Raw genomic sequence first — 18,135 nt, 5'->3', positions numbered from 1 at the left:
GACTACGGGCTGCCGCGCCACCGCGCCGTCAGGCAACCGAATCAGCCTGCAGCGCTGCCCAATCCGGACACGTCGCCGAGACCGGACCCGGAACTGCCCACGGCACGCTTGGGGTGACGACGGCGTTCCTCCACGCGATCGGCGTCCCAGTACCGACGGCGGTCAATCATCCGCCACCCGAAGTACCCCGCCCAGAGCACCGCCGGGGCCAGCGCGATCAGTGCAACGGTCACCGCTGCTCCTCTCCGTTCGCCTGCCGAGCACGGCAAGCCCGTCATCCCATTGTGGCCCACGGCCCACCAGCCCAGTGGCGCCAGTTTCGTCGGCACGCCGTGGCGACGGCGTCACGGCCGACGTATCGTCGCCCTGACGGGGAGGAAGGGTGGAGATGAGTCCGTTCGACGTGCTCCTCGACGACGAGCGCACACAGCTCGAGGCGTTCATCGAGGACTACCGCACCGCCGTCGAGCACACCCTCGACGGTCTCACCGACGAGCAGGCGCGGCGACGACTGGTGCCGTCGGCGACGACGCTGCTTGGCTTGCTCAAACACGTCACGTGGATGCAGCGCGTGTGGTTCGAGGAGTGCATCGGGGGACGGTCCCGACGCGAACTCGGGTTGGTGAACAACCCCGAGGAGTCCTTCCACCTGGCCGACGACGACACCGCGGCGGGGGTTCGACAGGCCCATCGGCTGGCCTGCGCGACGGCCCGGGAGATCATGACCGGGCTGCCACTGGACGCGGTCGTCACCGGCCATCGTGGCGGACCCCGCACGGTGCGCTGGGTGTGCTTACAGGTCCTGCGCGAGCTCGCCCACCACTGCGGGCATGCCGACATCCTGCGCGAGCAGATTCTCGCGGGCTGAGCCGCCGAGGGGGCTTCTCCTCGTATGCACTTGTCCTCGAACTGGTTTCGTCGATCAAGATGCCCCGATCGCCCCACTCCGGCATTTCGGTCATGTAAATAGTTCGCCCTTATTCGCCCGTTCTGTTGCGAGACCTCACAGGTAGCCCTACGGTTCCGCAGTAAGCAATCCGTTAAGTAGGTCTTAACGAAATGAGGCAAGTGTTTTCCGAGCCCATGACAGCCGTACCCAACACCGACAGTGCCGTTCGCACCACGCTCGGCATCAGGTTGAGAGATGCCCGCGAACGCGCCCGACTGTCCACCCGGGAGCTGGCCGCCCGGGCCGGGGTGAGCGCGGGCTTCATCAGCCAGCTGGAGAACGGCAAGTGCGGCGTCTCCGTCAGCGTGCTCAAGCGCATCGCCGCCGCGGTGGGCGTCTCGGTGGCCGACCTGCTCTCCGACGAGGCCCCGGTCGCACGACCCGTACTACGAGCACACGAGAGACCCGTCTTCTCGAGCGACGGCGGACTACGGAAGCTCCTCCTGTCGCGTCCACCCATCCGCCAACTCGAGGTCTACGAAGGCACTTTCGAGGTAGGCGGGTCGACAGGTCCAGAACCGTACGCCCACGACGACGCTCAGGAACTCTTCTACGTGTTGACCGGTCACATGGAGATCACGATCGCCTCCGAAACGCACGTCCTCGGCCCCCGCGACAGCGTCGAGTACCTCTCCTCGGTCCCCCATCGCGCCGTGAACATCGGCGCCACCCCGGCCCAGGCCATCTGGATCACGTCGCACTTCACCCCGCCGATCGACGTCAACCCGCTCGCGGCGCCGCCCGCTCAACAGATTGAGGAATGACCCATGACCACACCGCAGAGACTGCTGATCACCGGCGGCCACGTCTTCACCCCCGCCGGCGTCGTCGAAGAGCCGCTCCTCGTCGAGGACGGCGTCATCACCGCGATCGGTGCGACGGCGCTCAGCGCGTCCGACGTCGTCGAGATCGACGCGGCGGGTGGCCTCGTCGCCCCCGGCTTCCAGGACTGTCACATCCATCCGTACCACGCGGGTCTGGACATGATCGCCTGCGACCTCACCCCGTATGACACCGCCGACGGCTACCTCGCGCGCATCGCCGAATACGCGGCGGACAACCCCGAACTGCCGTGGATCAGTGGCGGCGGCTGGTCGATGGACTCGTTTCCCGGCGGGCTGCCGACCGCCGCGGCGCTCGACGCGGTGGTCCCCGACCGTCCCGCGTTCTTCCCCAACCGCGACGGTCACGGCGCCTGGGTCAACACCAAGGCCCTCGAGGTCGGCGGCATCGACGACTCGACCCCCGACCCGTTCGACGGTCGCATCGAACGCGACGCCGACGGCCACGCCGTCGGTACGCTGCAGGAAGGCGCCATGGGCCTCGTCGCGCGGCACATCCCGCTGGCGACCCAGGACGACCTCGACGAGGCCCTGACGATCGCTCAGCGACAACTGTTCGCGTGGGGCGTCACCGCATGGCAGGACGCCATAGTCGGAGCCACGAACGACACCCCCGACACGCTCGACTCCTACCTGCGGGTCACCGCATCCGGCGTGCTGAAGGCCCACGTGGTCGGCGCGCTCTGGTGGGACCGCAACCGCGGGCTGGAGCAAATCCCCGAGCTCGTCGAGAAGCGCGAACGCGCCGTGGCGGCCGGATTCGCCGCCACCACCGTCAAGATCATGCAGGACGGCGTCGCCGAGAACTTCACGGCCGGGATGCTCGAGCCCTACCTCGACTCGTGCGGCTGCCCCGGCGAGAACACGGGCAAGAGCTTCGTCGACCCGACCACCCTCGTCGAGATCGCCACGCAGCTCGACGCCCTCGGCTTCCAGCTGCACTTTCACGCCCTCGGCGACCGAGCCGTCCGCGAGTCCCTCGACGCGATCGAGGCGGCCCGCAAGGCCAACGGCGACAAGGACCTTCGGCACACGCTGGCCCACATTCAGGTGGTCCACCCCGACGACGTCCCCCGGTTCGCCGAATTGGGCGTGGTCGCCAACATGCAGCCGCTGTGGGCCAGGCACGAGCCCCAGATGGACGTTCTGACGATTCCGTTCCTCGGTGCCCGCCGGGCCGGCTGGCAATACCCCTTCGGGTCGCTGCAGCGGGCGGGCGCACCACTGGCCTCGGGCAGCGACTGGCCGGTGAGCACCGCGAATCCGCTGCAGATCATCCACACCACCGTCAACCGGGCCCCCGCGGGAGCCACGGGGCCCGCGGCGTTGCCCTTCCTCGGCGAGCAGGCCCTCTCCCTGGCCGACGCGTTGATCGCACACAGCCTGGGCACCGCCTACCTCAACCACGACGAAGAGCGTTCGGGGAGCATAGAAATCGGAAAGGCTGGCGACATCGTCATCCTCGACCGGGACATCTTCGCCGCTCCCGTCGCCGAGATCGGTTCGGCCACCGTGGCCTACACGATCATCGGCGGCGAAGTCGTCTACGACGCCACCTCGACGCTGGTGTCGGCATGAGCACCGTGGACATGACCACCCGAGCCACCACCGCGCCCAGTTCGGTGGCAGGATCGGTCGAACTACGTTCCCTCACCAAGACGTACGCGTCGGCCGTCGCGGTGGACGACCTCAGCCTCGACGTGCAGCCCGGCGAGTTCCTCAGCCTGCTGGGGCCCAGCGGATGCGGCAAGACCACGACGCTGCGGATGATCGGTGGATTCGAGTTTCCCGACGACGGCTCCATCCAGATCTCCGGCCAGAACGTCGAGAACCTGCCACCGCACAAGCGGCCGGTGAACACCGTGTTCCAGGCCTACGCCCTGTTCCCGCACATGAAGGTCGCCGACAACGTCGCCTACGGTCTGCGCCGCTCCGGCGTGCCGAAGTCCGACATGGCCGATCGGGTCGCCCGCGCCCTGGACATGGTGCGGATGACCGCGTTCGCCTCCCGGAAGCCCGCGCAGCTCTCTGGCGGCCAGCAGCAACGCGTCGCGCTGGCGCGGGCGCTGGTGAACCGTCCCGCCGTGCTGCTGCTGGACGAACCGATGAGTGCCCTGGACCGCAAGCTTCGCGAGGAGATGCAGGTCGAGCTCAAACTGCTGCAGCACGAACTCGGCACGACGTTCATCTTCGTCACCCACGACCAAGAGGAGGCGCTGTCGATGAGCGACCGGGTCGCGGTGATGAAAGACGGCCGCATCGAGCAAATCGGCACGGCCTCAGACGTTTACGATTCGCCCGAGTCGGCCTTCGTGGCCGGATTCATCGGCCGGCAGAACTCCTTCGCCGGCACGATCTCGTCCTTCGACGGCGACGGCGTGAACGTCCGCACCAGCGGCCTCTCGCTGTATTCGTCGCGTCCGACCAAGGGCAGCGTGCCCGCTTCGAGCGGCGGCGAGGTCAGCGCCGCGATCAGGCCGGAGTCGGTGGTGGTCACGGCTGGAACGGCCGCGGCGACGGCCGACGCCCGGGTCAACTCCGTCACCGGCACCCTGCTCGGGGTCTCGGAACTCGGCCACAGCCTGCAACTGGTCATTCACACGCCGAGTGACGACCAGATCCTTGCCCGCCTCCCCCGCGCCGCCAACCCACCCACCGAGCTGGGATCGCCCGTGCTGTGTTCGTGGTCGGCCGACGCCGTCCGGATCTTCACCTCGTAGTCACCCGCCCCGTCCACCGTCTCGCCCATCCGACCTGGAGGTCATGCCATGAACCAACCGCCCAACATTCGCGCGCTCGTTCCCAAGGCGCTGAAGAGTTCGATCACCCGTCGCGGCTTTCTCGGCGGGACCGCGGCACTCGGGGTCGGCGCCTTCCTCGCCGCCTGTTCGAGCTCGTCGGGCGGTGGTGGCGCCAAGGCCGACGGCCTCAACATCTACACCTGGGGTGAGTACGACGATCCCGCGGTGTTGACCGACTTCACCGCCGCCAAGGGCCCGAAGATCACCGTCGACTCCTACGGCTCGAACCCCGAGATGATCGCCAAACTCAGTGCGGCGAAGGGCACTACGGGCTACGACATCTGCGTCCCCACCCACTCGTCGGTTCAGCAGATGGCAACGGGCGGGCTGCTCACCGAGCTCGACCACTCCAAGCTGCCGAACATGAAGAACCTCACCCCCAAGGTCGTCAACACCACGTTCGATCCCGGCAACAAGTACAGCGTCTGCAAGGACTGGGGCTCGACGGGTTACGTGTACGACACCACCGTCATCAAGCGCAATCTGACGTCCTGGGCGGACTTCCTCGACGCCGCGCAGAAGGAGGCGTCGGGAAGCATGTCGCTTCTCGAAGACCAAGGCGAGGTCGCCTTCACCTACTTCTGGGCCAACGGAATCGACGAGAACACCACCGATCCCGCGCACATTGCGGCCTACCGCTCCTTCATCCTCGACAAGATCGCCCCGCACGTGCAGGCCTTCGAGTCGTCGACGAACGCCTCGATCTCCTCGTCCGCCCGGGCCCTGATCCACTGCTGGAACGGAGACGCCCGCCTCGGCATCCTCGCCAATTCGGAACCGGATCGCTACAAGTGGGTCTGGCCGTCGGAGGGTGCGAACCTGTGGCAGGACAACTGGGCGATCGTCAAGGGTGCGCCCCACGAGGACGCCGCCTACGAGTTCATCAACTACGTTCTCGATCCGACCGTGTCGCTGAAGGAGCTCACCTACATCGGTTACAACACCGGAGTCGAGGGCATCGAGGAAGCGGCCACGAAGGCCGGCATCAAGCGCCCCGACCTGGTGTTCATCCCCGAGGCCATCATGTCCAAGCTGGTCTACAGCAAGATGACGTCGGCCGACGGCACCATCATCGGCATCTACGACGAGCTCAAGGCCGCGGCGGGCAAGTGACCACCCTGAAAGACCGGCCGACGCCCGCGGCGGTCGACGCGCCGTCCGGGCGACGGCGCCTTCGGATGCCCAAAGGTCTTGGCGCGCTGCCCATCAGCGTGTGGATCCTGCTGTTCTTCATCCTGCCGTTCGGCCTGGTGGTCTGGTACAGCTTCGGGTACAAGCCAGGTATCTACGTCACCCACGCCAACGACATCCTGTCGCTCGACCGCTACGGCCAGGCGGCGTCGCCGGCGTTCTTCGCGATCTTCGTCCGCACGCTCAAGATCGCCGTCCTGGGCACCGTGCTCTGCCTGGCAATCGCCTTCCCGATGGCCTACTGGATGGCGGTCAAGCTGGCCCCCAAGTGGCGCGGGGTGGTGCTGGCGCTGATCCTCATCCCGTACTGGACAAACTTCCTGGTGCGCACCATTGGATGGCAAATATCCCTCAGCCCAGAGGGTTTCGTCTCCAAGACGTTGCAGTGGGCTCATCTGACCGACGGGTCTCTGCACGTGCTCTACACCTCGTCGGCGGTTCAGCTCGGCGTGGTGTACAACTATTTGCCGCTGATGATCCTCCCGCTGTACGTGGCCTTGGAACGCCTGGACCCCAAGCTGCTCGAGGCCAGCCGTGACCTTGGCGGCACGGTGTGGAGCACGTTGTGCCACGTCACCATTCCGCTGTCCATGCCGGGGGTGACCGCCGGCATGCTGCTGGTCTTCGTCCCGCTGATGGGTGACTACATCACCCCGACCGTTCTGGGCGGAGCCAGCGGAAGCATGGTCGGCCAAATGGTGGCCGCCCAGTTCCAAAGCGCCCAAAACTGGGCGCTCGGGTCGGCGATGGCGGTCCTGCTGATGCTGGCGATCTTCGGCACCAGCGCCGTGGTCGGTGCCGCCCTCAAGGTGGTCGGCGCCGTCGCCACCGCCGCGACATCACTGAAACTTCCGCTGAAGGAGAATGCGTGACCGACACCGCGTCCGTCGCGAAACCCGTTCGCCGACCACGTATCCGGCCGGGTGACGCCCTGCTGAACCTGTGGGGCATGCTGGGGTTGCTCTTCCTGTTCTTCCCGATCGTGGTCATCGTGGTGTTCTCGTTCAACACCGGGCGCACCCTGCAGATGTTCGAGGGCTTCGGCGTCGACGCCTACGTCTCGGCGATGAACAACCCGGCGATCGTCAACGCGATCACCGTCTCCTTGATCACCGCCACGGGCACCGCGGTGGTCGCCACTCTGCTGGGCACCTTCGCCGGGATCGCGTTGACCCGGCGCCCCGGCTGGTGGGCACCGGGCCTGCTCGTCCTTCTGGGCCTGGTGATGGTCACTCCGGAGATCGTCAGCGCGATCTCGCTGCTGCCATGGTTCGTCACCCTCGGCGTCGACTGGGGTTTCGACGCCTTCAACATCGGTCAGGTACGCCTGATCATCGCCAACTCGCTCTTCGCGAGCGCGGTCGTCACCTTCATCGTGCGGGCGCGGATGACGGGCATGAACGAGTTCCTCGAAGAGGCCGCCGCCGACCTGTACGCCCCGCCGTTGCGGCGGTTCACCGACATCACGCTGCCGCTGATCCGTCCCGCCGTCATCTCTGGTGCGCTGCTGGCGTTCACGCTGAGCCTCGACAACACCGTCGTGTCGTCGTTCGTCTCGGTCGCCGGGTCGACGCCGTGGCCGGTGTACATCTTCGCGTCGCTGAAGGCGTCGCTGCGCCCGGACATCGCCGCGATGTCGACGCTGATGCTGGTGCTCACCCTGATCGTCCTGGCAATCGCCGCGCTGATCCTGCGCCGAGACCCGACGGGTGAGGGCGGTGGCGCCGCCGGCCTCACGAGTGCGATGGTGGGCCGATGAGCACCACACTGACCAACGGCAGGGTGTCCTTCTGGTGGGACAGCATCGGGCCGGAACCCCTGCGGCCGGCGTTGCCCGGTTCCGTCCAGGCCGACGTCTGCATCGTCGGCGCCGGGTACACCGGGCTGTGGACGGCGTACTACCTGAAGAAGGCGGCGCCGCAGCTGCGGATCGTCGTTCTCGAGCAACGCTTCGCGGGCTTCGGCGCATCGGGCCGCAACGGCGGCTGGCTGACCAACGAGATCACCGGCGGCCGGGGCTCGTACCTCAAGTCGCACGGCCGCGAGGCCGTGGCCCGCCAGCAGACCGCGATGAACGAGACGGTCGACGAGGTCATCCGCGTCACCCGCGACGAGAACATCGACTGCGACGTGGTCAAGGGTGGCGAGTTCACGGTGGCCACCAACGCCGCCCAGCAGACCCGTCTGCTGCACGCCGTGGAGGAAGCCCGCACGTGGCCGATGACGGACGTCGAACTCCTCGGCGCGGCGGAGGCCACGGCGCGGATCAACGTGCACGGCACGACGGGCGCCATGTGGCACCCCCACTGCGCGAGACTGCATCCGGCGAAACTCGCCGGCGGACTGGCCCGCGTCGTCGAGGCGCTGGGAGTCGAGATCTACGAGCAGACCCGGGTCACCGAGATCCGCCCGCATCAGGCGGTCACGGCGGCCGGCACCGTCACGGCGGACACGATCGTCCGGGCCACCGAGGGATTCACGGCTCAGATCGACGGTCTTCGACGCACGTGGTTGCCGATGAACTCCTCGCTGATCGTGACCGAACCACTGTCCGCCGACATCTGGGCCGAGATCGGGTGGAGCGGTTACGAGACGCTCGGCGACCAAGCCCACGCCTACATGTACGCCCAGCGCACCGCGGACGACCGCATCGCGATCGGCGGCAGGGGCGCACCCTACCGATACGGCTCGGGCACCGACGTCGACGGCGCGACCGACCCGAAAACCGTTGGCCTCCTTCGCGACATCCTGGTGCGATTCTTCCCGGCGACGGCCGGGGCGGGCGTAGAGCACGTCTGGTCGGGTGTGCTGGGGGTGCCGCGGGACTGGTCGGCGACGGTGGGGCTCGACCCGTCGACCGGGCTCGGTTGGGCAGGCGGCTACGTGGGCACCGGTGTCACCTCGACCAACCTGGCCGGGCGCACGCTACGCGACCTCATCCTCAAGTCCCCCTCGGCACTCACCGAGCTGCCATGGGTGAACCACCGGGTGCGCAAGTGGGAGCCGGAGCCTCTGCGGTACGTCGCCGTCCAGGCCATGTACAAGGCCTATTACGCCGCCGACCGGGCGGAGTTGCGTGGTCGTGCCACGACGTCGCCGATCGCCACGGCGGCCGACCTGGTCTCGGGTCGGGGGCACTGACCGTTTCGGCGCTACGGTTGACGGAGAGGTTCGTCGAGAGGAGCCGGCCATGAGCACGCAGGCACGTGCCACCTACCGCACGATGGCCGAGGGCACCGCGGAGGACTACGCCCTCATCGACTGCGCGGAGGAGGCGAACAACGCAGGGCTGGTGCCCCGTGTCCTGGGCCTGGTGGAGGCTCTGGCCGACGGTCGACAGGCGTACCCGGTCAGCCGACTCGACCACTCCCTCCAGTCGGCCACCCGAGCCGTCGACGACGGACGTTCGGAGGGGTACGTCGTCGCCGCGCTGTTGCACGACGTGGGTGACACCTACGCACCACATGCCCACGGTGCATTCGCCGCAGCCGTCGTCGCGCCCTACGTGTCCGAGCGAATGGCCTGGATCGTCAAGGTGCATCCGGAGTTTCAGCAGTACTACTACGCGCCTCACATGGGCGGTGTGCGCGACGCCCGCGAGAAGTACCGCGGGCACCGGTGGTTCGACGATTGCGTGGAATTCTGCGAGAAGTACGACCAGAACTGCTTCGACGCGGACTTCGAACACCGTCCGCTCGACTTCTTCCGACCAATGGTGGAACGGGTCTTCGCCCGTGAACCGTGGACTGCCACCGACTGACGGACGGACACGCCGCGAAGTACCGTTCCCACCTCGTGAAAGTGGACCCCATGGCAGAGCGTGAAGACCGGAACAAGGCCCTGGTCGTCGAGGCCTTCGACACCCTCTTCAACAAGCGTGATTACCCTGCGGCCGAACACTTCTGGTCTGAGCAGTACCTGCAGCACAGCGCCCACATCGCACCGGGACGCCAGGGACTCTTCGACTTGGTCAAGGCGGCTCCGCCCAACCTGCACTACGAGCACGGGCTCGTCGTGGCCGACGGCGACATCGTCATGCTGCACGGCCGGTTCACCGGTCGCGGTGACGCCCCCAACTGGGTTGCCGTCGACGTCGTGCGCATCGAAGACGGTGTGCTCGTCGAACACTGGGACGTCCTGCAGGACGAGGCCACCGCAGCGCAATCCAAGAGCGGTCTGCCCATGTTCGGCGATTCCTTCCCCGAACCCTGACCCCCACGACACGAGCGGCGCCATGCCAGCGGAACCTGCCGGTACATTCGGCTCGGTCTCCACGGCTCCTTCCAGACCGAGCTGAGTGCGCGATGGAGTCCCACGGTGGACATCACGTGGCCCACCGGCAAGCGCACCCGGGGGTTCGACTACGTCGTGGGGGCCATGGAGCGCGACCTGTCCGCCGGGGTTCGCCACCGCATCGCCAACGTCGTGGCGGGCCGTGACGTCGCGATCTGGGAAACCGATCTGATCAGCCCGCCCGAGGACCCCTTCCACTGTCCGCCAGGGGTGGTGTGGGCGTTGTTCCTCGACGAGGGCCGGGTCAGCCGGATACGGCTGTTCCATCCACGACGTGGAAACGCGCTCCGACGCGCGGTGTGACGCACATCGCACCACGACTTCCCCGCGGGATCGAACCATTCACCCGTCCCGCGCATCGTGCAGGAGAGGACCGCCACCCGAGGCGGGCTACGTCGCACAGTGAGGTTCAGATGCTTGCCAGTGAGATCAGCCTGTTGGCCGAAGCCGCCGAGGCGGAGTTCATGTACCACTACGAATCGTCGGCCCCGCCGGCGACGAAACACGAGCTCGGCATCGCGACCGCACGGATCGGGGGTGGCGTGGCGCTTTCGATGCGCCACGACGTCACCGGCTACTGGAGCAAGGCGTTGGGCTTCGGGGTCACCGAACCGGTCACCGCAGAACTCGTCGACGACCTCGTCGCGTTCTACGTCGCCCAAAAGGCACCCGGCGCCGTCATCCAGATCGCGCCCGCCCTGCTCCCCCATGACTGGCCCGAGATCGCTCGTCGACGCGACCTCACGCCGACCTCGCCCTGGATCAAGCTGTTCGGGGAGATCGAGCACGTTCAGACCAGTCACACCACCGACCTGGCCGTTCGACCCGTCGATCCGGTCGACTTTCCGCGATGGGCGGCGACGACCCTACGCGGGTTCGGCATGCCGACCGTCGGCTTGGCGGACATGCTGGCCGAGGCCCTGACCCATCCGGGTTTTCGTCCCTTCGCCGCCTGGGACGGCGACGACATGGTGGCCACCGCAAACCTCTTCCTCCACGGATCCGTGGGCTCTCTGAACTCGACGGCCACGCTTGAGACCCACCGCAGCCGCGGCGGCCGCAGACGCGGGTTGCCGCTGGCTCTCGGCCGAAGCCGGCCGGCCCGCCGACGGGGAGGTCAACCCGTCGTTGAACAACCTCCTCCGAAGCGGTCTGCGACCGCTCTACGAACGGCAGAACTGGGCGTGGTCACCCAGCTCATAGCCGGTGCATCTCGCGGGACATGGCCGCACGTTCGATGAAGTCGGGGCGATGAGAATGACGCGTCGGCCGGGCAGATCGAGGGTGCACCCGCCGGCCGCCCAGGTGGCGTGGCGATGCGAGTCGGCGACGAAGCCCCACCAGCATCGAACCGCGTTTACGTGACGACTCGGTGAAAGGTGTCCAATCATTCTCGCTCAGAACGTCTTCGGTGACGTCCGGACGGGCGTAGACGTACTCGTTGGTTGTCATGTTCATGAGCATTGCGAGCCAAGGCGCCCCGTTCTTGGAGGTGCCGTGGAGATCGGATGGAGATGTGCTGCTGCAGAACGCGATCCAAGTACGTCCCCTCGATCTACCCGGAGGTTCGACGAGAGTTACTGGGAATGAACATCATTCGTCATGTGGCGGAGTTCGACACTCGAGCGTCGCTCGACGGGGTGGACGAACTACGACGCCACGGTGGCGACCAGGAAGTCGGTGCGCTCGAACAGCTCCGGGGTACACGCGATGCCGGTCACGCGTTGCGCCAGGGCGAAGCCCGCCGCACTGAGGTCGACCGTGGCGATCTCCTCGGGGTCGGCGTCGAGGGGGATGCCCACGCCGCGGACGTGGTCGACGAGCACGTCGGGATCGGTGCCGTCACGCTCCGCCGGGAACATCAGGTCGACGTCGACCAACAGCTGCCCGTCGTGCCACCAGTGAAAGGTGTGCACGGCGTTGACGTTGGCGAAGTGCGACACCACCGTTCGTCCGGACGACAGCGGACCGATGAGCCGTTCGGTCACTCCGACGTAACCGTTGACCTCGGCGACCAACGTCCACGTGTCGTCCACGGTGGCCACGCCGACGACGGCGCGGGACGGGTCGTAGCCGTCGGGCCAGTCGGCGACGACGTAGTCGTAAAAGGCGTCGAAACCGTGCGCCCGTGTCACCGGATGGGCGCGCAGCGACTCGACGACACCCTCGACGGTGGCGTCGCCGACGAGGGTCACGCAGTGGGCCTCGGCCCACGCCGGCCGCCAGGTCCGCCACCACGAATAGTCGTCCACCGACACCAATGAACAGCCCTCCCTCGACGGACGAATACTAAGGGTTGAGGCACTCATCGGCGCCCGCCACCGTCGCGACTCTCGGCTGACAACGTCAACATAGGATGACGGGCATGAGCCGTGCCGAATCAGCCGCAGCCACCCGCCGTGCCCTGCTCGCCGAGGCCGCACTGCTGCTCGACGGCGGAGGTCCCGACGCCGTGACGCTGCGCGAGGTGGGCGCGCGCGCAGGAGTCAGCCGCGGCGCGCCCTACCGCCACTTCGACAACAAGGACAGCTTGCTGATCGCCGTGGCCGCCCAGGGCTGGGAACGACTGGGCGACGAAGTCATTGCGCTACGGAATGATTCGCGTGCTCGACCCCTCGACGCGCTCCGTGCCGCGCTCGTCGGCATCCTGGCGGTCAGTCACCGACGACCGTATCTGTACCGACTGATGTTCGACACCCCGGCGGGCGATCGGTCCGCAGTGAACCAGGCCGCCCAGCGCCTCTGCGACGGGTTCCTGGCCATCGTCACCGAGGTGGTCGGCGGCCGCGAGGCCGAACGTTACGCGGCGCTGCTCCTCACCGCCGTGCACGGCGCCGCCGGCCTGGAGTCCAGCGGGCTCCTGCAGACCGACAAGTGGCAGACGACCGCCGACGAACTCGTCGAAAACTTCGTCGGCGTCGTCGAACGGGCCGCCGGCGGACGCTGACCGGCGTCTACGGGACGGCGGATTGCATTGCGGCGACGACGTCTTCGGTCGTCACGACCCCATGGGCGAGGAAGCGGTAGTTGACCAGAGCGGCCTGATAACCGTCTCCCCACTCGGGGTGACGTGGGCCGGCAATGGCGTCGCGGACCACGTACACCTCGAAACCCTGTTCGAGAAGATCGCGTAGGTGCGACTCGACGCACATGTTCGCGAGCATCCCGCCGAGCAGCACCGTGGTGATCCGGCGCTTGCGCAACTGCAGGACCAGATCGTTGGTTTGCGATCCGAACACCTTGTGCGGGCTGGCCACTACCGTGTCCGGGTCCTGAATGTAGGGCTTGAACTCCTCGAGCCAATCCGCTCCCGAGCCCTCGAACCCGTCCACGGTCAGCGGGCCCGACCGGTCGAAGGTGCCCGTCCGCAGTTCGTCGGCTTCCAAGGCTCCGTTGAACAGCCAACGGTGATCCGTCGGATAGAAGTAGTGCGGGGAGATGAACATGCCGAACGACGCGGCCTTCGCAGCCTCGAAGATGGCAAGCATGTGCGCGACGGTGTCGTTCTCGGTCACGCTGGCCCCCGTGGCGTCCCAGCTGCTGCCGGTGGGGCTCAGCACGTCGTTCTGCGGGTCGATGAATACGACGGCGGTGTCGGCGTGATTCCAGTTCATCGCGGTGGCTCCTTCGCTCGAGGTGTGTCGGCGGCTGCCGTCCTCGCCGCGCGCCCGACGCCCGGCGTCGCCCATGCTTCCACGCGCGCGAGCTCGACGGGCGTCATCACCTCGTTCGTCGTCGCCACCGAGGTGGGACCGACCCTCACCACAGGTCGCCGAGACGCCAATCACAAATGAGCGGAACGGATTCCGCGAACTCGGCCGGTTCGCCAGACGGCGTCGAGAACAGCAGGATGCGGTCGGCGGCGTCGTAGGTGTCGACCAACCCGTCGGGCGTCTCCGCCATCGTGGGGCCGTTCCACGGGGTCCAACCGCGGCTGGCGTAGAACGCCACCGCACTCTGCACGGCGTTCAGCGCTCCGATGGCATGCCGCGCACGGATGACGGCCTCCGCGTGGTCCATCACCAGCCGGCCCAGCCCCCGGCCCCGTTGCCCGTCGGCCACCGCGACTGCCTCGACGTACCCGGTGTCGAAGTCTCGGCCGTCGTGGCACAGGGTGCGGGTCACCACCGAGGCGTGGGCGAGCAAGACACCGTCCTCGACGACCACGACGTGCACGCCGTCGACGCCGTGCAGCCAGTCGTGTGCGCGGAAGCCGGCGCCGAACGCCGAGCGGACCAACACCTCGGCTGCAGCCAGTTCGCGCTCGTTCAGCTCACCCGATTCGGCGAGACGCACGTCCGTCACCGACCCAGAATGCCAGCCGGGCAGCCCTTGCCGCCCACGGCACGCCAGGGGGTGATGATGTAGTCGACGAGTGGCTCGACATCGGAGGGAGCGCGAGTGAGTCGACGCGGACGGTGGACGCTGGTGACACTGTGCGGGCTGATCGTCGCCGCGATCGCCTGGGCGCTCGTGCCCTCGTCGTCACCCACCGCGCCGACGGCGACGGGTGTCCCCACCTGCTCGTTGACCACGCTGCCGCGCGAGGCTCGCGACACCGTCCGGGCCATCCACGCGAACGGCCCCTTCCCCTTTCCACGCGACGACGGCGTGGTGTTCGGCAACCGCGAGGGCCACCTGCCCGACCAAGCGCGCAGTTACTACCGGGAGTACACCGTCATCACACCCGGTGCGCACAACCGCTCGACCCGACGAATCGTTACCGGTGGGTCACCGGCCACCGATCCACGTGAGTTCTTCTACACGGCCGACCACTACGACTCCTTCTGCCTGGTCACCGAGGCGGGAGGGCGACCATGACGCGGACTTTCCGCATCGACGGACGAAACATCAAGACTGTCAAGGACTTCTACCGAGAGATCGGCCGAGCGGTCAACGGCCCCGACGGATACTTTGGTGCGAACCTCGACGCACTCTCCGACTGCCTGCGCGGCGGATTCGGCACCCCGTCCGACGAACCCTACGAGTTCGACTGGCAGCACAGCGATCTGTCCCTCCGGCATCTGCGCCACGTCACGCGCGGAGGGCACCCGTTCGTCGACGCGGTGCGGGACGTGTTCGACGACGCCGGGGTCACGCTGTGGCTGAGATGAGCGACGGGCCGTTCTGTAGCGTGGCGACCGTGAATTCAACTCGCGCGTCCCGCTCCGTCGCGTTCGTGGCATGTGCCGCGCCGCTCGTCATGATGCTCGCCGCGTGCGGCTCGGACGCCGACGCCGAACCCGGCTCGTCGTCGACCGCCGCCAGCAGCACCTCGTCGGCCGTCGCCGCACCCGGCCAGTCCCCCGCCGCGGAGTCGTGCCCGTCGGCGGCCCCCGCCGCCGGTGGCACCCCCGAGTGGACGTTGCCCGGAGCCACCGGCAACGTCGCGGTGACCGGGTCGACGGACTCGGCCGCACCGGAGGTCACGGTGTCCAGCCCGTTCAGCGTCACCGCGACCCAGGTCCACACCCTGGCGGCCGGAAGCGGCCCCGTCGTCCCGGACACGGCGACGGTGTCGGTCTGCTACATGGGCGTCAACGGTCGCGACGGAAGCACCTTCGACAGCAGCTACCAGCGTGGTGAGCCCGCAGAATTCCCCCTCGACGGCGTCGTCCCCGGCTTCCAGAAGGCGATCGTGGGTCAGACGGTCGGGTCCACCGTCGCGGTGGCCATGGCGCCGGCCGACGGCTATCCCGAAGGACAGCCTGCCGCCGGAATTCAGAAGGGCGACTCGCTGGTCTTCGCGATCAAGATCCTCGGCATCACGGGCTGACGGCACGACGAAAGTCACTCGGGTTGACGCCGCGCACCCGCTTGAAGGCCGCGCTGAACCCGAACGGGTCGGAATAGCCGACCGCCCGGGCGACCTCGGCGACGGTCGACTTGTCCCCCTGCACCAGTAGATCCGCCGCGAGCGTCATGCGCCATCGGGTGAGGTACGTCAGCGGGGGTTCTCCGACCAGGTCGGCGAACCGCTTGGCCAACGTCGACCGAGACACCTTGGCGGCGTCGGCTAGTGCGGCGATCGTCCACGGCGCCGCCGGGTCGGCGTGCAGCAGGCGCAGCGCGTCGCCGACCACCGGGTCACGCTGAGCCGCCCACCAGCCCGGAGGCGCGCCACCCGGCCGGTCGAACCACTCGCGCAGCGTGCACACCAACATCCAGTCCAGCAGCCGGTCGAGCACCACCTGCTGGCCCGGAACGTCGAGGGCGACCTCGGCGGCGAGGTGGTCGAGAACCGGGTCGCCGGTGCCCCCGGCGTCCACGCGGAGAAGCACCGGCAGCGCGTCCAGAAGTGGGCGGCTGATCTCCCCTCGCACGGGGTAGGCGCCGACGATCAACGTGGTCTCGCCCATCCCGTCGCCGACGTCGCTCCAGCCGAGCCGATGCCGCGTACCGCCCTGGTCGGGGGTCGCGCAATCCTCGCCACAGACGATCGGCTCCGCTGCGGTGCCCACCTCGTCGACGAAGGTGAACGTCGTCGGCCCCCGCACCACGATCGTCTCGTACGGGCGCAGCGGCTCGGGCGGACAGTCCTCGGCCACGATCCACCCGGAGCCGCCCAGGACGGTGCACAGCGTGAGCGGCGCCCCGTCGACGAAGTGCAGCGCCCACGGTGGCGACAGCGTCGAACTTCCGAACAGCGAGCCGTTGGCCCGCACCCCACGGATCAGATCGTCGAAGACGCTCACCACCGCCACGTTAGACGAATACACATGAGATTCGGCTGATCACCCATGGATTCGTCCGAGACACGTGCGTTGAATCGACGTCATGAACACAGACACCACCCTCGTCCTCGGCGCCACCGGCAAGACCGGTCGACGGGTCGCCGCCCGCCTCAGGCTCGCGGGTAGGCCCGTTCGTGCGGCGTCCCGATCCAGCCAGATTCGGTTCGACTGGAACGCTCCGGACACCTGGGACCCCGCACTGCGGGGCGTCACTGCCGCCTACCTCATCGCGCCCGGCACGCCTGGCCTCGCCCATGACGTCGTGGCCGCGGCCGAGGCGGCCGGGGTGAGACGGCTGGTCCTGCTCTCGGGTCGGGGCGCCGACACGTGGGGCGACTCACCGTTTGGGCAGGACATGCGATCCGCCGAGGATGCCGTGCGCGGCTCGGCGCTGGACTGGACGATCGTGCGAGCGTCCAACTTCCAGCAGAACTTCGACGAGGACCTCTTTCACCAGCCGCTGGTTGCCGGCGAGTTGGCGCTTCCCGCCGGCGACGTCCCAGAACCGTTCGTCGACGTCGACGACGTCGCCGCCGTGGCCGCCGCCGTGCTGACCCAGCCCGGTGCGCACGCCGGACGCGTCTACGAGCTGACCGGGCCGCGCGCGCTCACCTTCGCCGAGGCGGTCGAGCAGATCTCCCGCGCGTCGGGTTGGCCGATCGCGTTCACGCAGGTATCCGCCGCCGGGTACGTCGCCGCCGCGGTCGAGCAGGGGTTGACCGAACGGGAGGCACGCTCCGTCGCCGACATGTTCGAGCTCGTGTCGGGCGGGCAGCTCGCGGCGACGACGGACGACGTGACCGCCGTGCTGGGGCGGCCGCCTCGCACCTTCGAGGACTACGTGGTCCGGGTCGCCGCCGCGGGCGGGTGGGACCGATGAGCGTCGGCGTCACCGCACTCACCGAGGACGACCTGGCCTTCCTGCGACGCCCGCTCTACGGGTTTCTCTCCGTCGCCGTGGGTCCACGACCGCCGCAGCCGCGGCCGGTCTGGTTCGAGGTGACCGATCGGGGCACGGTCGAATTGTTCACGGGCCCAGACACGGTGAAGATTCGGCGCCTGCGGCGGGACCCGCGGGCCTCTCTGGTGGTCGCCGCACCGGTCGGTGAACGCGAGCGCTGGACGTCGGTCGCGGGTCACACCGAGGTCGCGGCCGACGGCGCCCACGAGCTGGCCGCGCGCCTGGCGGCCCGTTACTGGGACCTCGCCGACCCGGCCCGGGCCGCCGACCTGGCCGATCTGTTGGCGCACGACCAGGTTCGGCTGATCATCCACCCCGACTCCGTCAGTCGCTACGCGATGGGGTGAGAGCGCCGCATCCGTCG

At 68.1% G+C, this 18,135-nt stretch carries 23 protein-coding genes; 18 read left to right on the top strand and 5 right to left on the bottom strand.

Annotated features, from left to right (window positions below; all coding sequences use genetic code 11):
• Window positions 1–41 precede the first annotated feature (41 nt).
• On the bottom strand, window positions 42–233 hold the full coding sequence (locus tag H7J06_RS19450; protein ID WP_264040671.1) for a hypothetical protein: 192 nt from the start codon (window positions 231–233) through the stop codon (window positions 42–44).
• Between the two features lie 155 nt (window positions 234–388).
• Between H7J06_RS19450 and H7J06_RS19445 the strand changes: the two genes are divergently transcribed.
• From H7J06_RS19445 to H7J06_RS19390, 12 genes are all read left to right on the top strand, one after another.
• Window positions 389–868: a DinB family protein gene (locus tag H7J06_RS19445; RefSeq protein ID WP_264040670.1), complete on the top strand. Its 480-nt coding sequence runs from the start codon at window positions 389–391 to the stop codon at window positions 866–868.
• Window positions 869–1,083: 215 nt separating this feature from the next.
• Window positions 1,084–1,713, top strand: a complete 630-nt coding sequence (locus tag H7J06_RS19440; RefSeq protein ID WP_264040668.1) for a type II toxin-antitoxin system RelB family anti-toxin — start codon at window positions 1,084–1,086, stop codon at window positions 1,711–1,713.
• Between the two features lie 3 nt (window positions 1,714–1,716).
• A complete protein-coding gene (locus tag H7J06_RS19435; protein ID WP_264040667.1) occupies window positions 1,717–3,369 on the top strand; it encodes an amidohydrolase in 1,653 nt (550 codons plus the stop codon).
• A complete protein-coding gene (locus H7J06_RS19430; protein ID WP_264040666.1) occupies window positions 3,366–4,511 on the top strand; it encodes an ABC transporter ATP-binding protein in 1,146 nt (381 codons plus the stop codon). The genes H7J06_RS19435 and H7J06_RS19430 overlap by 4 nt, the downstream gene beginning before the upstream one ends.
• Window positions 4,512–4,559: 48 nt before the next feature.
• Entirely contained in the window at window positions 4,560–5,705 is a 1,146-nt protein-coding gene (locus H7J06_RS19425) for an ABC transporter substrate-binding protein (RefSeq protein WP_264040665.1), read from the top strand.
• A complete protein-coding gene (locus H7J06_RS19420) occupies window positions 5,702–6,655 on the top strand; it encodes an ABC transporter permease (RefSeq protein ID WP_264040664.1) in 954 nt (317 codons plus the stop codon). The genes H7J06_RS19425 and H7J06_RS19420 overlap by 4 nt, the downstream gene beginning before the upstream one ends.
• Window positions 6,652–7,542 carry an ABC transporter permease gene (locus H7J06_RS19415; RefSeq protein WP_264040663.1) on the top strand — a complete coding sequence of 297 codons (891 nt, stop codon included), beginning with the start codon at window positions 6,652–6,654 and terminating at the stop codon, window positions 7,540–7,542. The genes H7J06_RS19420 and H7J06_RS19415 overlap by 4 nt, the downstream gene beginning before the upstream one ends.
• Window positions 7,539–8,924: an NAD(P)/FAD-dependent oxidoreductase gene (locus H7J06_RS19410; RefSeq protein ID WP_264040662.1), complete on the top strand. Its 1,386-nt coding sequence runs from the start codon at window positions 7,539–7,541 to the stop codon at window positions 8,922–8,924. Before H7J06_RS19415 ends, H7J06_RS19410 begins: the two co-directional genes overlap by 4 nt.
• Before the next feature lie 49 nt (window positions 8,925–8,973).
• Window positions 8,974–9,543 carry an HD domain-containing protein gene (locus tag H7J06_RS19405; protein WP_264040661.1) on the top strand — a complete coding sequence of 190 codons (570 nt, stop codon included), beginning with the start codon at window positions 8,974–8,976 and terminating at the stop codon, window positions 9,541–9,543.
• Between the two features lie 50 nt (window positions 9,544–9,593).
• On the top strand, window positions 9,594–9,995 hold the full coding sequence (locus H7J06_RS19400; RefSeq protein ID WP_264040659.1) for a nuclear transport factor 2 family protein: 402 nt from the start codon (window positions 9,594–9,596) through the stop codon (window positions 9,993–9,995).
• Window positions 9,996–10,100: 105 nt separating this feature from the next.
• Window positions 10,101–10,379 (top strand): hypothetical protein, encoded by a 279-nt coding sequence (locus tag H7J06_RS19395; protein WP_264040658.1) that lies wholly within the window; start codon window positions 10,101–10,103, stop codon window positions 10,377–10,379.
• A gap of 110 nt (window positions 10,380–10,489) precedes the next feature.
• Window positions 10,490–11,317, top strand: a complete 828-nt coding sequence (locus H7J06_RS19390; protein WP_264040657.1) for a hypothetical protein — start codon at window positions 10,490–10,492, stop codon at window positions 11,315–11,317.
• A gap of 408 nt (window positions 11,318–11,725) precedes the next feature.
• Here the strand turns inward: H7J06_RS19390 and H7J06_RS19385 are convergent, their stop codons facing one another.
• Window positions 11,726–12,334: a DUF6461 domain-containing protein gene (locus tag H7J06_RS19385; protein WP_264040656.1), complete on the bottom strand. Its 609-nt coding sequence runs from the start codon at window positions 12,332–12,334 to the stop codon at window positions 11,726–11,728.
• Window positions 12,335–12,441: 107 nt separating this feature from the next.
• Here H7J06_RS19385 and H7J06_RS19380 point away from each other — a divergent pair, with 107 nt between their 5' ends.
• A complete protein-coding gene (locus tag H7J06_RS19380; RefSeq protein WP_264040655.1) occupies window positions 12,442–13,023 on the top strand; it encodes a TetR/AcrR family transcriptional regulator in 582 nt (193 codons plus the stop codon).
• Window positions 13,024–13,030: 7 nt separating this feature from the next.
• Here the strand turns inward: H7J06_RS19380 and H7J06_RS19375 are convergent, their stop codons facing one another.
• Together H7J06_RS19375 and H7J06_RS19370 are read right to left on the bottom strand one after the other, a co-directional pair.
• Window positions 13,031–13,690: a cysteine hydrolase family protein gene (locus H7J06_RS19375; RefSeq protein ID WP_264040654.1), complete on the bottom strand. Its 660-nt coding sequence runs from the start codon at window positions 13,688–13,690 to the stop codon at window positions 13,031–13,033.
• Between the two features lie 145 nt (window positions 13,691–13,835).
• Window positions 13,836–14,381 (bottom strand): GNAT family N-acetyltransferase, encoded by a 546-nt coding sequence (locus H7J06_RS19370; RefSeq protein ID WP_264040652.1) that lies wholly within the window; start codon window positions 14,379–14,381, stop codon window positions 13,836–13,838.
• Between the two features lie 96 nt (window positions 14,382–14,477).
• On the opposite strand from H7J06_RS19370, the gene H7J06_RS19365 reads away from it, so the two are divergent.
• The 3 genes from H7J06_RS19365 to H7J06_RS19355 are packed head-to-tail and all read left to right on the top strand — an operon-like array spanning window position 14,478 to window position 15,852.
• Complete coding sequence (locus H7J06_RS19365) at window positions 14,478–14,897, top strand: guanyl-specific ribonuclease (protein WP_372515354.1); 420 nt, start codon at window positions 14,478–14,480, stop codon at window positions 14,895–14,897.
• A complete protein-coding gene (locus H7J06_RS19360) occupies window positions 14,894–15,190 on the top strand; it encodes a barstar family protein (RefSeq protein WP_264040651.1) in 297 nt (98 codons plus the stop codon). The genes H7J06_RS19365 and H7J06_RS19360 overlap by 4 nt, the downstream gene beginning before the upstream one ends.
• Before the next feature lie 29 nt (window positions 15,191–15,219).
• A complete protein-coding gene (locus tag H7J06_RS19355; RefSeq protein WP_372515352.1) occupies window positions 15,220–15,852 on the top strand; it encodes an FKBP-type peptidyl-prolyl cis-trans isomerase in 633 nt (210 codons plus the stop codon).
• On the opposite strand, the gene H7J06_RS19350 is transcribed toward H7J06_RS19355, so the two are convergent.
• Window positions 15,842–16,771, bottom strand: coding sequence for an AraC family transcriptional regulator (locus H7J06_RS19350; RefSeq protein ID WP_264040650.1), 930 nt, complete (start codon window positions 16,769–16,771; stop codon window positions 15,842–15,844). The two genes, H7J06_RS19355 and H7J06_RS19350, sit on opposite strands and share 11 nt — an antisense overlap.
• An 82-nt stretch (window positions 16,772–16,853) precedes the next feature.
• Here H7J06_RS19350 and H7J06_RS19345 point away from each other — a divergent pair, with 82 nt between their 5' ends.
• Both H7J06_RS19345 and H7J06_RS19340 read left to right on the top strand, forming a co-directional pair.
• The gene (locus H7J06_RS19345) at window positions 16,854–17,690 is read left to right on the top strand and encodes an NAD(P)H-binding protein (protein ID WP_264040649.1); all 837 of its coding nucleotides are present in this window, start codon (window positions 16,854–16,856) and stop codon (window positions 17,688–17,690) included.
• Window positions 17,687–18,118, top strand: a complete 432-nt coding sequence (locus H7J06_RS19340) for a pyridoxamine 5'-phosphate oxidase family protein (protein ID WP_264040648.1) — start codon at window positions 17,687–17,689, stop codon at window positions 18,116–18,118. The genes H7J06_RS19345 and H7J06_RS19340 overlap by 4 nt, the downstream gene beginning before the upstream one ends.
• Window positions 18,119–18,135 lie beyond the last annotated feature (17 nt).

Source organism: Mycolicibacterium hodleri, assembly GCF_025822245.1.
Lineage (GTDB): Bacteria > Actinomycetota > Actinomycetes > Mycobacteriales > Mycobacteriaceae > Mycobacterium > Mycobacterium hodleri.
The sequence above is the reverse complement of the archived record's forward strand: the minus strand, read 5'-3'. Positions and strand labels throughout refer to the sequence as shown.

Coding starts and splice junctions, on each gene's coding strand:
- H7J06_RS19445 (WP_264040670.1), top strand. CDS start 389: ATGAGTCCGTTCGACGTGCTCCTCGACGACGAGCGCACACAGCTCGAG.
- H7J06_RS19440 (WP_264040668.1), top strand. CDS start 1,084: ATGACAGCCGTACCCAACACCGACAGTGCCGTTCGCACCACGCTCGGC.
- H7J06_RS19435 (WP_264040667.1), top strand. CDS start 1,717: ATGACCACACCGCAGAGACTGCTGATCACCGGCGGCCACGTCTTCACC.
- H7J06_RS19430 (WP_264040666.1), top strand. CDS start 3,366: ATGAGCACCGTGGACATGACCACCCGAGCCACCACCGCGCCCAGTTCG.
- H7J06_RS19425 (WP_264040665.1), top strand. CDS start 4,560: ATGAACCAACCGCCCAACATTCGCGCGCTCGTTCCCAAGGCGCTGAAG.
- H7J06_RS19410 (WP_264040662.1), top strand. CDS start 7,539: ATGAGCACCACACTGACCAACGGCAGGGTGTCCTTCTGGTGGGACAGC.
- H7J06_RS19405 (WP_264040661.1), top strand. CDS start 8,974: ATGAGCACGCAGGCACGTGCCACCTACCGCACGATGGCCGAGGGCACC.
- H7J06_RS19400 (WP_264040659.1), top strand. CDS start 9,594: ATGGCAGAGCGTGAAGACCGGAACAAGGCCCTGGTCGTCGAGGCCTTC.
- H7J06_RS19390 (WP_264040657.1), top strand. CDS start 10,490: ATGCTTGCCAGTGAGATCAGCCTGTTGGCCGAAGCCGCCGAGGCGGAG.
- H7J06_RS19380 (WP_264040655.1), top strand. CDS start 12,442: ATGAGCCGTGCCGAATCAGCCGCAGCCACCCGCCGTGCCCTGCTCGCC.
- H7J06_RS19375 (WP_264040654.1), bottom strand. CDS start 13,690: ATGAACTGGAATCACGCCGACACCGCCGTCGTATTCATCGACCCGCAG.
- H7J06_RS19360 (WP_264040651.1), top strand. CDS start 14,894: ATGACGCGGACTTTCCGCATCGACGGACGAAACATCAAGACTGTCAAG.
- H7J06_RS19345 (WP_264040649.1), top strand. CDS start 16,854: ATGAACACAGACACCACCCTCGTCCTCGGCGCCACCGGCAAGACCGGT.
- H7J06_RS19340 (WP_264040648.1), top strand. CDS start 17,687: ATGAGCGTCGGCGTCACCGCACTCACCGAGGACGACCTGGCCTTCCTG.